12 protein-coding genes are annotated in these 12,936 nt (G+C 66.3%); all 12 read right to left on the minus strand.

The genetic code is table 11. The annotated features are described in order from the left end of the window. Positions 1–102: 102 nt before the first annotated feature. The 12 genes from nusB to EB836_RS13155 all read right to left on the minus strand — a co-directional run bounded on the left by nusB (position 103) and on the right by EB836_RS13155 (position 12,803). The gene (gene nusB, locus EB836_RS13100; RefSeq protein WP_135541095.1) at positions 103–513 is read right to left on the minus strand and encodes a transcription antitermination factor NusB; all 411 of its coding nucleotides are present in this window, start codon (positions 511–513) and stop codon (positions 103–105) included. Further along, on the minus strand, positions 514–1,074 hold the full coding sequence (gene efp, locus EB836_RS13105; protein ID WP_135541096.1) for an elongation factor P: 561 nt from the start codon (positions 1,072–1,074) through the stop codon (positions 514–516). A 213-nt stretch (positions 1,075–1,287) separates the two neighbouring features. Continuing rightward, positions 1,288–2,403, minus strand: a complete 1,116-nt coding sequence (gene aroB, locus EB836_RS13110) for a 3-dehydroquinate synthase (RefSeq protein WP_135541098.1) — start codon at positions 2,401–2,403, stop codon at positions 1,288–1,290. A gap of 169 nt (positions 2,404–2,572) precedes the next feature. Next, positions 2,573–3,217 carry a shikimate kinase gene (locus tag EB836_RS13115; RefSeq protein ID WP_135541100.1) on the minus strand — a complete coding sequence of 215 codons (645 nt, stop codon included), beginning with the start codon at positions 3,215–3,217 and terminating at the stop codon, positions 2,573–2,575. After that, positions 3,214–4,413 carry a chorismate synthase gene (gene aroC, locus EB836_RS13120; RefSeq protein ID WP_135541102.1) on the minus strand — a complete coding sequence of 400 codons (1,200 nt, stop codon included), beginning with the start codon at positions 4,411–4,413 and terminating at the stop codon, positions 3,214–3,216. Before aroC ends, EB836_RS13115 begins: the two co-directional genes overlap by 4 nt. Positions 4,414–4,423: 10 nt before the next feature. Then, positions 4,424–5,176, minus strand: a complete 753-nt coding sequence (locus tag EB836_RS13125) for a prepilin peptidase (protein WP_135541103.1) — start codon at positions 5,174–5,176, stop codon at positions 4,424–4,426. Between the two features lie 36 nt (positions 5,177–5,212). Further along, a complete protein-coding gene (locus EB836_RS13130) occupies positions 5,213–6,133 on the minus strand; it encodes a shikimate dehydrogenase (RefSeq protein ID WP_135541105.1) in 921 nt (306 codons plus the stop codon). Next, a complete protein-coding gene (mltG, locus tag EB836_RS13135; RefSeq protein WP_135541107.1) occupies positions 6,130–7,272 on the minus strand; it encodes an endolytic transglycosylase MltG in 1,143 nt (380 codons plus the stop codon). Before mltG ends, EB836_RS13130 begins: the two co-directional genes overlap by 4 nt. Continuing rightward, positions 7,269–7,745: a Holliday junction resolvase RuvX gene (ruvX, locus tag EB836_RS13140; RefSeq protein WP_135541109.1), complete on the minus strand. Its 477-nt coding sequence runs from the start codon at positions 7,743–7,745 to the stop codon at positions 7,269–7,271. The genes mltG and ruvX overlap by 4 nt, the downstream gene beginning before the upstream one ends. Further along, positions 7,742–10,396, minus strand: a complete 2,655-nt coding sequence (gene alaS, locus EB836_RS13145; RefSeq protein WP_135541111.1) for an alanine--tRNA ligase — start codon at positions 10,394–10,396, stop codon at positions 7,742–7,744. The genes ruvX and alaS overlap by 4 nt, the downstream gene beginning before the upstream one ends. Before the next feature lie 293 nt (positions 10,397–10,689). After that, complete coding sequence (gene rpsD, locus EB836_RS13150) at positions 10,690–11,289, minus strand: 30S ribosomal protein S4 (RefSeq protein WP_135541113.1); 600 nt, start codon at positions 11,287–11,289, stop codon at positions 10,690–10,692. A gap of 314 nt (positions 11,290–11,603) precedes the next feature. Continuing rightward, entirely contained in the window at positions 11,604–12,803 is a 1,200-nt protein-coding gene (locus EB836_RS13155) for a cation:proton antiporter family protein (protein ID WP_240689957.1), read from the minus strand. Between the last annotated feature and the right edge of the window lie 133 nt (positions 12,804–12,936).

Raw genomic sequence — 12,936 nt, forward strand, 5'->3', positions numbered from 1 at the left:
TTCTCCGCCTCTCCGGACGGTGGTTAAAGGAGTGGTTCGATTCGATTGTAGACCCAGCGCTTCTCACGCTGGTGGGCGGGTCCGGAGTCCGGACCCGCCGACTCAGATGAGCGTCGGTTTGACGTCGAGGATGCGTGAGAGCAGACCCGAGACGAAGTTCGGTGAGTCATCCGTGGAGAACTGCCGTGCCAGGGACACGGCTTCGTCGATGGCCACCTTGTCGGGGACGTCATCGTTGAACAGCAGCTCCCAGGTGCCGATCTCGAGCAGGGATCGGTCGACTGCGGGCATACGGTCCAGCGTCCAGCCCTGAGAATGGGTGGAGATGATCTCGTCGATCTCCGCCTGCTTCTCGGTGATGCCTCGAACGATCTCGACCGCGTATTCCTTCATCGGATAGTCGGGGTCGTTCGACCGCATCGTGACGAGTTCGTCCATGGCCAGTCGACGCTGCCCGGCTTCGAAGAGCAGCTCGAGAGCCCTGCGACGGGCTCGGGTTCGTGCGGACGCCACTTACTTGACGCGTCCGAGGTAATCGCCGGTGCGGGTGTCGACCTTGACCTTGGTGCCCTCTTCGAGGAACAGCGGAACCTGGATCTCGTAGCCCGTCTCGAGCGTCGCGGGCTTCGAACCACCGGTCGAACGGTCGCCCTGCAGACCGGGTTCGGTGTGGGTGATGCTCAGTTCCACCGACGGCGGCAGCTCAACGGACAGAGGGGTGCCTTCGTGGAACGAGACCTGCAGCTGCTGGTTCTCGAGCATGTAGTTCGCCGCATCGCCGACGAGCTCGGGCGAGATCGGAACCTGATCGTAGTCCTCGGCGTCCATGAAGACGTAGTCGGTGCCGTCATGGTAGAGGTACTGCATGTCGCGGCGGTCGACATTGGCGGTCTCGACCTTGGTGCCGGCGTTGAAGGTCTTGTCGATGATCTTGCCGGAGGTCACGCTCTTGAGCTTGGTGCGAACGAACGCCGGACCCTTGCCGGGCTTGACGTGCTGGAACTCCAGCACCTGCCACAGCTGGTTGTCGAGGTTGAGCACGAGGCCGTTCTTCAGGTCGTTCGTTGTCGCCACTAATTCGTCCTTCTTCGCTTCAGTCCAGATCACCGAGCGGTGATCGCAGTTGGCCGGCGCCGTGCGCGACCCTCTGCTGAGGGTCGACGAATGCGCCACTGGGCAATTCTAGCAAGCTCGCAGAGCGGCTTCCATCCGAGGGCCGGAGCGGGTGTTGCGCAGGCTTTCGGTTGAGTGCCCAGGCCGTGCTCGGTCCGGGGCCGGGCTGTGCTGTCAGCCGAGGTCGGTGCGCAGCGAGACCGTCGGTGCGCTCTCACCGACCTCCTGGTAGGCGGTGAAGAGGATCGAAGCGTCGGGGATCTCGACGGTGCTCGGATCTCCGATTCCGCTCAGCAGCACCATGCGCAGCATTGCTCCGCGGGCCTTCTTGTCTCGCTTCATCGTGTCCAGCAGCTGCGGCCACACATCCGAGCGGTAGCCGGTGGGCAGGCCGAGCTTGCTCAGAAGCTCCCGGTGGAGGTCGACGATTTCATACGGGAGGCTCTTGACCATCGAGGCGACCTCGGCGGCGAAGACCATGCCCACGGACACCGCGGCCCCGTGCCGCCACTGGTAGCGCTCTTTGTGTTCGATCGCGTGTCCGAGGGTGTGTCCGTAGTTGAGGATCTCCCGATGGCCGGATTCCTTGAAGTCGCCGGAGACGACTTCGGCCTTGACGCGGATGGAGCGTTCGATGAGTTCACGCAGCACCGGACCCTGCACATCACCGATCTCCTCTTTCGAGTGGGAGGAGATGAGATCGAGGATGGACTTGTCGGCGATGAAGCCGGTCTTGACCACCTCGGCGAGTCCGGTGAAGAGCTCGTTCTCCGGCAGGGTGCCCAGGGTGTCGAGGTCGACGAGCACTCCGGCCGGGGCGTGGAATGACCCGACGAGGTTCTTGCCTTCGGCCGTGTTGATGCCGGTCTTGCCGCCGACTGCGGCGTCGACCATGCCGAGCACGGTGGTGGGGATGTGGACGACGCGGATGCCGCGCAGCCAGGTGGCGGCGACGAAGCCGCCGAGATCGCTCACGGCTCCCCCGCCGACGGTGACGATGGCATCGGTGCGAGTGAAGTCGGACTGACCGAGCACCTGCCAGCAGAAGGCCGCGACCTGAACGTGCTTGGCTTCTTCGGCATCCGGGATCTCCGCGGCCACAGCCTCGAGACCGGCGGCGGCGAGGTCGTCGCGGACGCTCTCACCGGTGGTGCGCAGGGCACGCGGGTGGATGACGAGGACCTTCTCGACTCGATTGCCCAGCAGCCCGGGCAGTTCGCCGAGCAGTCCCTGGCCGACGAGGACCGGGTAGGTTCCACCGGCGTCCACATTGATGCGTGTGAGGCTCATTCGTCCGTCTTTCTGATCGTTCTCAGCGTCTTCTTCGTCCGGTGTCCGATGCGGCACCGGCCCCGTCTCAGCCTAGCCCTGCGGGGCGGGTGCGGGCGAGGAGTCCCGCGCTCGTGGTGGGCAACGTCTCATCCCGCGGGCGCTCAGCGGGTGCGACGACGCCGGCGGCCTACTCCCCGTGCGCCCCGCTGCTGCCGTCGTCATCGAGGTGAGCGTACTTCGCGTATTCTTCGGCCCGCTGCAGACCGGTGAGCACATCGACGACACGGTTGACCACCGTCGACGGCGGAGAGTTCGAGGCCTGGACGCGAAAGGTCGCGACTTGTTCGTAATACGGTTCGCGTTCCTCCACCAGCGCCAGCCAGTTCTCCACCGCCGTGCCGGCTCCGCGCAGCAGCGGACGATGCGGGGCGGTCAGGCGCTGAGACACCGTGTCGACATCGATATCGACGTGCACGACCTTGATCGCCGGGTGGAGCAGCTGGGCACGGGTGCCCGAGTTGAGGATCGCTCCTCCGCCGAGGGACACGATGCCCGGCCGGTCGAGCAGTCGCCGCAGGGCCCGGCGCACGACCTCGCGCTCGATCCGACGGAAGTGGTCTTCTCCGCGCTCGACGAAGATCTCGGAGATGACCCCGTACTTCTCGACGATATTCGCATCGGTGTCCGTCAGCGGCAGTCCGAGCCGGTCGGCCAGCAGCCGACCGATCGTCGACTTTCCGGCTGCCGGCGGTCCGGAGAGCACGATGCGCGAGAGCGCGGCGGGAACCGGTTCCAACGGCGGAACCGGTTTCGGGAGCGGGGCCTGGTTCATCGCCCGATGCGAAGGTTCTCCGGAATCGCCGCTGCGTAGGCGTCCAGATTCCGCTTCGTCTCGGCGACGGAGTCGCCTCCGAACTTCTCGACCACGGCCTCGGCGAGGACGAGCGCGACCATCGCTTCGGCGACGACTCCGGCGGCGGGGACCGCGCAGACATCGGAGCGCTGGTGGTTCGCCTTCGCCGCCTCGCCGGTCTCGACGTCGACGGTCGACAGGGCACGCGGCACCGTGGCGATCGGCTTCATTCCGGCACGCACCCGCAACGGCCCGCCGGTCGACATTCCGCCTTCGGTGCCTCCGGCACGGTTGCTGCCGCGGCGGAAGCCATCGGGGCCGACTTCGAGTTCGTCATGGGCCTGCGAACCGGGACGCTTCGTGGTGAGGAAGCCGTCACCGACTTCGACTCCCTTGATCGCCTGGATGCCCATGAGGGCTCCAGCCAGGCGGGAGTCGAGCCGGCGGTCCCAGTGAACATGGGAGCCGAGCCCCGGCGGCAGGTCGTAGGCGAGGACCTCGACGACTCCCCCGAGCGTGTCCCCGGCCTTCTTCGCCGTGTCGATCTCAGCAACCATCGCCGCCGACAGTGCGGGATCGAAGCAGCGCACCGGATCGGCGTCGAGGTCGTCGACGTCGGCGGCGGTGGGCAGATCGGGCACGGCCTCGGAGTCGTGTTCGGCTCCGCCGATGGCCACGGTGTGGGAGACGAGGGTGATGCCGAGTTCACCGAGGAAGTTCGCGGCCACGGTGCCCAGGGCCACGCGCATCGCGGTTTCGCGGGCGGACGCGCGTTCGAGCACCGGACGGGCTTCGTCGAAGCCGTACTTCTGCATGCCGACGATGTCGGCGTGGCCGGGACGGGGACGGGTCAGCGGTGCGTTGCGGGCCAGTCCTTCGAGTTCGGCTGCGTCGACGGGGCCGGCGCTCATCACGGACTCCCATTTCGGCCATTCCGTATTCCCGACCTCGATGGCCACGGGTGAGCCGAGGGTCTCGCCGTGGCGGACGCCGCCGAGGAGCCTCACCTCGTCGGCTTCGAACTTCATCCGAGCGCCGCGGCCGTAGCCGAGTCGGCGGCGAGCCAGGCTCGCGCGGATATCGTCTCTGGTGATCGGTACATGGGCCGGAAGCCCCTCAATGATCCCGGTCAGCGCCTCGCCGTGGGATTCGCCTGCAGTCAGCCATCTCAACATTCCACCGATTCTACAAAAGGATTGGAGCGAGCACCGACCCCAGCCACATCCCGGATAGCATCGCCGGTCCGAAAGCGATCGTCACCCCGCGCAGACGCCGGGCTCGAATCGCTCCGATGAGCGCCCACACGCCGGCGATGAGCATCATCACGACAAGGACCAGCGGCGGCGCCCACGGGTCATAGAGTCCGGCGACGGCGAAGACGAGGAACGCGAGTTTGACGTCCCCGAGGCCCATCGTCTGGGTTCGCAGCACCCGCCCGAGCAGATGGAGGAGACCGAAGAGCACGAGGGCGAGGAGACCGGCGAAGAATGCGGTGAACCAGAACCGCATCTGCCCGCTCACGGAGCCGACGATGAGCAGGGCCGCACCGGCCAGCATCGTCGGGTAGACGATCCGGTCGGGCAGCCGGCGCACGATGACATCAGCGAGGATGAGGAATGGTGTGACGCCTGCGGCGAGTCCGAGGAACAGGCCCGAGACGATGAGGTCGGCCGAGTTCGGATGCACAGCGGTCAGCGTTGTCGCGCTGAGCGGCGCCGAGGCGGCCCATCCGGTGACCGGTGCGAGCACGGTGAGCTGGAAGACTCCGGCGGCACCGACGGCGATGAGGATTCCGACCAGCACCGGCCAGGGTCCGTGCGGGATCCGGAAGGCTCGCCACCGGGCCAGATGGCTGTCATCGTGGAGCCAGAATCGCGGGGTCCGGGCGAGCAGGAGGCCGACGGCCAAAGCGGTGAGGACCGTGAGTCCAGTGACCATTCCGTGCAGCACCCCGGCCTCCACCGTCTCCTCCGCTCAGTTCCGGGACCGGGCGGGAGACTCCGCCAGGGCAGCGTACATCGCGTCCGCGATCCGCTCCAGCAGTTCCGGTCCCGCCGGCAGCTGCACGCCGGCTTCGTCGGTGCCCGTCGCCGCGGCGGCGTCGAAGAACATCTCGAACTGGGCCACAGCCTGTTCGACGAGCATCGCCGTGCCGATGACCGGGTGCAGTCCGTGGGCTGCGGCTGCGGCGAGGAACGCCGAATCCGCGGCGTAGGCGACGTCGAGAGCCACCCCACCCCAATCCGCGCGGGGTCCGCCCCAGACCGGTTCGGGGGCCGCCTCGGCGGGCAGAGTGGAGATGACGACCGCTGACGGATCGATCCGGTCCAGGCCTCCCACCGAGGCGGTCAGACCGAGCCGAGCGGCGAGGTCGAGGACCCGGCCGGCTCGGTCGGGTCTGCGGACGCGGAAGTCGACATGGGCGATGCCGAGATCGCGGCAGGCCACCAGCGCCGAGGCGGCCGTGGCCCCGGCACCGAGGATCGTCGCTCGTCCGGTTCCCGCGCTGCTCTCCCGGGTGACATCGTGGTTCCGTCCCGCACTCAGGTGCGGGGCGATGGCCCTGACGATGCCGCGCACATCCGTGTTCGCCACCGCCGTCTCGTCTCCGGTGCGCACGAGGGTGTTGCCGGCTCCGGTGAGAGCGGCCGTGTCATCGATCGACCAGCCTCGTTCGGCGGCTAAGGTCACGAGGCGGTCCTTGAGCGGCATCGTCAGCGAGAATCCCGTGTGCTCGGGATGAGCGTCGAGGAACGCCTCGAGCTCATCGGCGACGAGTTCGTGTCGGGAGTACTCGCTCGTGCCCAGGCCGAGGGCGGCGAAGGCGCTGCGGTGCAGCAGCGGTGACTTCGAATGCGCGATCGGCGATCCCAGCACCGCGGCGCGAATCCTCATTCCTTGCCGCCGTCGGAGTTGTGCTCTTTGAGCCATTTCCGGTAGATCTCGACGTTCTTCTGGTGTTCGTCGTAGGTGTTCGCGAACTTCGTCTCCCCCGTGTCCGGGTTCGTGGCCACGAAGAACTGCCAATCACCGTCTGCCGGGTTGAGTGCGGCCTCCACCGCGCCCTCGCTCGGGGCGTTGATCGGTCCGGGCGGCAGCCCCTTCTTCTTGTACGTGTTGTACGGCGAATCCGACTGACGCTCTTCCTTCGTCGTCGTCAGGTCCGACCGGGCGCCGTGGATGTAGGCGACGGTGGCATCGGACTGCAGCAGCCCGCCGGTCTTCGACTTGTCCGAGATCCGGTTGAGGAACACACGGGCGACTTTCCTGCGCACCTCTTCATCGCCCGGGGATTCCTTCTCCACGAGGCTGGCCAGGGTGAGGATGCGATTGGCGTCCTTGGCCTCGATGCCGAGGTCGTCGAGTTCGGCTTCGGTCTTGTCGACCATCTCCTGGACGACATCCTCGGCGGTCTTCGTCTTATTCATTTCGTAGGTCGCCGGATAGAGGTAGCCTTCGAGACTCTCGGCGTCGATGTCGAGGCCGTAGTCCTTCGGGGTCTTGTCGTCGAGGGCTTTGTCGACCTCGTCGGCATTCATCCCCGATTCGATCATGATCGCCTTGATCTCCTCGACCTGCTTGCCTTCGGCGACCGTGATCTTCGGTGGGGCGATGGGATTGATGAGCGCTTCGACCGCGGCCTTCGAGCTCATCTTCTCCCGCATCGTCCACGTGCCGGCCTGGATGGTCGCATCCCGGCGTTCGACTTCGTCGAGGAAGGGACCCGAGTTCATGATCACGCCCTCTTCGACGAGTTGGTTGGCCACGGTGCGCGCAGAGGAACCGGGGGCGATCTCAATGGACACCTCGTTGGTGCCCTGGCCTTCGTAGTCGCCTTTGGGGCCGAAGAGGTCGTCGAAGACTCCTCCGGCAGCCTTGACCCCGAAGAATCCGCCGATGCCGAAGACGAGGACGCAGATGACGATGATCGTCGTCGTCCGCCGCCGGCGCATCATCCGCCGCCGCGCCTTCGCCTTGATCTCTGAACGGGTCAGTCCTTCATCTGCTGAGAACTCGCCAGGGAACGGGTTCATTGCTCACTCTCCTCGTCGGGCATCTCGCGTCCGGCGGGGACACCGGTGTTGTGTTCGAACTCGAGGGCGTTCTGCAGGATGATGACGGCGGCTTGGGCGTCGACGATCTCGCGCCGCTGACGCACGGATTTCCCGGCCGCAGCCAGGGCGTGGTGGGCTTCGACGGTCGTGAACCGTTCGTCGATGAGGCGGACGGGTGTGTCGGTGGCGGCGGCGACCTTGCGGGCGAATTCCAGCGCCGAGGCGGCCGCCGCGCGGGCAGCCCCGTCGAGGGACTTCGGGTCACCGGCGAGGAGTTCGATGGGTTCGTATTCCTCGACGAGTTCGCGCAGCTCCTTCAATGCCGCCGGTTCGTCCTTGCGACGGACGACGCAGAGCGGAGTCGCGAGGATGCCGTCGGGGTCGCAGGAGGCGACCCCGATCCGCACCGAACCGATGTCGAGGCCCAGGCGGCGACCTCGGCGGAAACTCACTGGATGGCCGCCTTGACGGCCGCGATGGCGGCCGGGATCGCTGTGGAGTCGCTGCCGCCGCCCTGGGCGAGGTCGGGCCGGCCGCCGCCTCCGCCGCCGAGTTCGCTGCAGGCCAGGGAGACGAGCTTGCCCGCCTGCAGACTGGCGGTGCGGGCCTTTTCGGTGGTGGCGATGACGACGACGGGTTTGCCGTTGCTCACACCCAGCCCGAGGACCACGGCCTGCCGATCGTTGACGCGGCCGCGCAGCTCGGTGACGACGGTGCGGATGTCACCGGCGTTGGAGACATCGCCGAGCTCGGCGACGACGAAGAGGGTGTCACCGACGGTCTGCGCCTCGTCGAGGTACTTCCCGGCCGAGGCGAGCAGCTGCTGTGCGTTGAGGCGGGCGATCTCCTTCTCCGCGTCCTTGAGTCGGCTCATGAGGTCCGAGACCCGCGAGGTGACGTCGGTGCCGGGAACCTTGAGCATTTCGGACAGTGAGGACACGATCGTGCGTTCGGCGGCCAGCGAGCGGAAGGCATCCATGCCGACGGCGGCTTCGATGCGGCGGACTCCCGATCCCACGGAGGCTTCGGAGAGCACGGAGATCGGTCCGACCTCGGCCGATGCTCCGACGTGGGTGCCGCCGCAGAGTTCGCGGGAGAAGGGCCCGCCGATGTCGACGACGCGCACCACGTTCGGGTACTTCTCACCGAACAGGGCCATGGCGCCGGACTTCCTCGCCGCGTCGAAGGGCATGTATTCGGTTCCGACTTCGTAGTTCGAACGCACGGCGAGGTTGGCGACCTCTTCGATCTCGGCCCGCATCTGCGGGCTCGGGGCTTCGGGGAAGGAGTAGTCGAAGCGCATGTAGCCGGGTTGGTTGAGCGAACCCGCCTGCACGGCGTGGTTGCCGAGGATCTCGCGCAGCGCAGCGTGGACGAGGTGGGTGGCGGTATGAGCCTGGGCGCCCAGGAACCGGTGGTCGTGGTCGACGGCGGCGAGCACCTCGTCTCCGACGTGGAGTTCACCGTCGATGACCTCGACACGGTGGGCGGGCAGTCCCTTGACCGGGTTCTGCACATCGGTGACGCGGGCGGTGAAACGGTGCCCGGAGATGAGGCCGACGTCGGCGCGCTGGCCGCCGGATTCGGCGTAGAACGGGGTGAGGTCGAGGACGACGTCGGCGCTCTGGCCGGCGGTGAGCACCTCGGTGGCGACCCCGTCTGCGACGATGCCGCGGACCCGCGAATCGGCTTCGAGCCTGTCGTAGCCGACGAATTCGCTGCTGCCTTCGTCGAGCAGAGCGGAGTAGGCGGACAGGTCGGTGTGCCCGCCGCCCTTCTTCGCCTTCGCATCGGCCTTCGCACGGGTGCGCTGCTCGCTCATGAGCTCACGGAACCCGGTCTCGTCGACGTTGAGTCCCGCCTCGGCGGCCATCTCCATGGTGAGGTCGATGGGGAAGCCGTGTGTGTCGTGGAGGGCGAAGGCGATGTCGCCGCTGATGGTCTTCTCGGGTCCGGTGAGCGAATCGGCGGCGTTCGCGAACAGTTGGGTGCCGGATTCCAGTGTGCGCAGGAACGCCTTCTCCTCGGCGTAGGCGACCCGGGAGATCCGGTCGAAGTCGGTTTCGAGTTCGGGGTAGGACAGCTTCATCGCCTGCATGGACACGGGCAGCAGCTCGGGCAGGACCTCGTCCTTGACACCGAGCAGCCGCATCGCGCGCACGGCACGGCGGAGCAGTCGGCGGAGGATGTAGCCGCGGCCTTCGTTTCCGGGGCGGACTCCGTCGCCGATGATGATGAGAGCCGAACGGACGTGGTCGGCGACGACGCGCATCTGCACATCGGCGTGTTCGTCTGCTCCGTACTCGCGGCCGGAGAGGCGGCTGGCGACTTCGATGACGGGGAACACTTCGTCGATCTCATACATGTTCTCCACACCCTGGAGCAGGAACGCCACGCGCTCGAGTCCCATACCGGTGTCGATGTTCTTCGCGGGCAGGTCCCCGGCGATGTCGAAATCGACCTTCGAGCGCACCTCGGAGAGTTCGAACTCCATGAACACGAGGTTCCAGATCTCGATGTAGCGGTCTTCATCGGCCACAGGGCCGCCTTCGACGCCGTAGTCGGGACCGCGGTCGAAGTAGATCTCCGAGCAGTAGCCGCCGGGGCCGGGCTGGCCGGTGTGCCAGAAGTTGTCTTCGCTGTCGCGCAGCTGAATGCGCGCACGCGGGATGGAGGTCTCCTCCAGCCACATGTCGATGGTCTCGGTGTCGTCCTCGTGGACGGTCGCCCACAGCAGTTCGGGGTCGAAGCCCAGGCCGCCCTCAGCGACGGGGTTCGTCAGCAGTGACCAGGCGAACTTGATGGCATCGCGTTTGAAGTAGTCGCCGAAGGAGAAGTTGCCGTTCATCTGGAAGAACGTACCGTGGCGCGTCGTCTTGCCGACCTCTTCGATATCGGCGGTGCGCACACACTTCTGCACACTGGTGGCGCGGTTGAATGGTGCGGGTTCCCGGCCGGTGAGGTAGGGGATGAACTGGACCATGCCTGCGATGTTGAACAGGATGGACGGATCGGAGCTGATCACCGACGCCGAGGGGACCACGGTGTGCCCGTTCGCTTCGAAGTAGTCCAACCAGCGTTGCTTGATCTCTGCCGTCTTCAATCCAAGACCTTTCACGTATTGCCCGTGCGTGACCGCACTTACTCGTGCGTACCCGCACTTACTCGTGCGTACCCGCACTTAACAGGGACTAGTTTAATGGCTCGACCACAATATGCGAGGTCGAGCGGCGTGCCGGGGAACCGGGAGCGGATCTCTGCACTCTTCGCAGATGATAAGCCGCCCCCGCCGGGGGCGTCGCCTCGACTGGTCGTGGTCACCAGCGGGTGAATGCACGACTGCCCGGAACCAGCGGTCCCGGGCAGTCGCGGCGGCTCGTGGCCTGGCTCAGCCGATCAGCGCGAGTAGAACTCGACGACGAGCTGAACGTCACAGGTCACGGGCACCTCTTCGCGCTTCGGAGTGCGCAGCAGAGTGGCCTGCAGGCCTTCGAGATTGACGTTGAGGTAACCGGGAACCGCGGGCAGGACATCCTTGTGTCCGCCGGCAGCGGCGACCTGGAACGGATCCATCGAGGCCGAACGCTCATGCACCTGGATGGTCTGGCCTTCCTTGACGCGGAAGGAGGGACGGTCCACGCGCTGTCCGTCGACCGTGATGTGGCGGTGGACGACGAACTGACGGGCCTGCGCCATGGTGCGGGCGAAGCCGGAGCGCAGAACGAGGGCGTCGAGACGCATTTCGAGGAGCTCGACCATGGTCTCACCGGTCAGACCCGGCAGACGTGCGGCTTCCTTGTAGGTCTTGAGCATCTGCGCCTCACGGATGCCGTACTGCGCGCGCAGACGCTGCTTCTCCTTGAGACGGACCGAGTAGTCGCTGTCGTTGCGACGGCGAGCACGGCCATGCTCGCCCGGAGGATAGGGGCGACGCTCGAAATACTTCTCTGCCTTAGGTGTCAGAGCAAGGCCGAGGGCGCGCGAGACGCGCGTCATCCGGCGATTACGTGCTGGTGCTGGCACTTGGTTACCTTTCATCAAAATGATTCGTCACGACCGGCCATCGGTTCCCGCCCGAGTCGCAACCGTTGTTTCCCCGGATGGGAAAGAGGGATTGAGCGTCGAGATCCGCTCGCACCGACCGCCTTTAGGGTGCAGGCACAACAGCTGTCTATCTTAGCGGGTGCACACCGCCCGTCGCAAAGCCGATCGGCGGCCTCGCCGCTGTGATCTTGCCGACTGAGGCGAACCGTCCGCCCCTGCCGGCCGACCGATCCGCAAGTATCGCTGTCACTGCCGGCAGCCCGCTGTCACTTCCGACAGTCGTCTTCGTGGCTGTCGATCGCGGCATCGGCGACGGCCGCTCCGGACCCGCTGTAGATGTTGATCACCGCGTGGACCCCGGCACGGGCGAAGTGCTCGGCCTGATCGGGACGTTGGACGACCGCGGCGATGGTCCCGGGGAAGCCGGCGATGCGCAGCTGTTCGAGAGCGAAGGTGTTCGAGTCGTGCAGCGCCATGGCGAGGACGACGGTGTGGGCGCTGCCGCCGACGACGAGGCGGTGCCAGAATTCGTGGTCTGTGGCGTCGCCTTCGAGCACTGTGAACTCGTCGGCGTGCAGGGCTTCGATGACTGTGTGGTCGTTGTCGATGCCGATGACGCTCCGGTCGCCGCGTTCGACGAAGCGCTCGTAGGCTCCGCGACCGATGCGGCCCATGCCGAGGACGACGACCTCCGCATCTCCGGTGTCGAGCGGCCGATCGTTCGCCCGCAGCCGGCTCTCGTTCTCGTCCGGCAGAATCGCGTCGAGCTTCGCGACGATCTGGAGGCTGTAGGCGTTCGCCAGGGAGGAGCCGATCATCCCCAACGCCACGGCGAGGGCGGTGATGGTCAGCCAGTTGTCCTCGAAGAGTCCGTTGTCGACTCCGACGGCGACGACGATGAGTGCGAATTCGGAGAAGTTGCTCAGGGCCAGGCTGGTGCGCACGCTGGTGCGGTTGCGCAGGCCGAAGAGGCGACCCATGAGGTAGAAGCTCGCGAAGTTGAACGGCAGCAGCACGACGCACAGGGCCAGCGCCATGAGGAGATCCGACCAGGTGGGGACCGCTTGGAGCCCGATGACGACGAAGAACCCGACGAGGAAGAGCTCTTTGACGCTGAACAGCGACTTCGACATCTCCACGGCTCGCGGGTGGGTGGAGAAGAGAAGTCCGAGCACCAGGGCTCCGAGGTCGCCGTGGATGCCGACTGATTCGAAGGCGACATAGCCGGGCCCCAAGGACATGACGACGCCGAAGAGCACGAGCAGCTCACCGCGTCCGACGCGGTCGAGGAGCCGTCGCAGCACCCAGACCACGGGAACGATCAGGACGAGCGCGAACGCCCAGGGACTCGGCGGCTCTTCGCCTGCGATCGTGATGAAGGCGACCGCAGCGAGGTCCGGGAGGACGAGGATCGCAATCGCGATCTGCCCGTAGTAGGACCCGTCGTCGGAGCGGTCTTCGAGCACTTTGACGGCTCATCGTAATTGAGAGTGTAGAACCGGTCTGAAGCCACCGGACTCGAGCAGACACCTCGCGATGTAATGCGTGAGGTTGCGGAATCCCAGCGCGGACCCGCGTAGATGCTCGAGTCTGCCGTTG

Source organism: Brevibacterium sp. S111, assembly GCF_004745075.1.
In the GTDB taxonomy this organism is placed as follows: Bacteria; Actinomycetota; Actinomycetes; order Actinomycetales; family Brevibacteriaceae; genus Brevibacterium.

What these genes read in the sequence shown, in the direction of transcription:
- mltG (WP_135541107.1), bottom strand. Translation starts at nt 7,272, where the DNA reads ATGAACCCGTTCCCTGGCGAGTTCTCAGCAGATGAAGGACTGACCCGT.
- EB836_RS13115 (WP_135541100.1), bottom strand. Translation starts at nt 3,217, where the DNA reads ATGAACCAGGCCCCGCTCCCGAAACCGGTTCCGCCGTTGGAACCGGTT.
- EB836_RS13130 (WP_135541105.1), bottom strand. Translation starts at nt 6,133, where the DNA reads ATGAGGATTCGCGCCGCGGTGCTGGGATCGCCGATCGCGCATTCGAAG.
- aroB (WP_135541098.1), bottom strand. Translation starts at nt 2,403, where the DNA reads ATGAGCCTCACACGCATCAATGTGGACGCCGGTGGAACCTACCCGGTC.
- rpsD (WP_135541113.1), bottom strand. Translation starts at nt 11,289, where the DNA reads ATGACGCGCGTCTCGCGCGCCCTCGGCCTTGCTCTGACACCTAAGGCA.
- EB836_RS13125 (WP_135541103.1), bottom strand. Translation starts at nt 5,176, where the DNA reads ATGGTCACTGGACTCACGGTCCTCACCGCTTTGGCCGTCGGCCTCCTG.
- aroC (WP_135541102.1), bottom strand. Translation starts at nt 4,413, where the DNA reads ATGTTGAGATGGCTGACTGCAGGCGAATCCCACGGCGAGGCGCTGACC.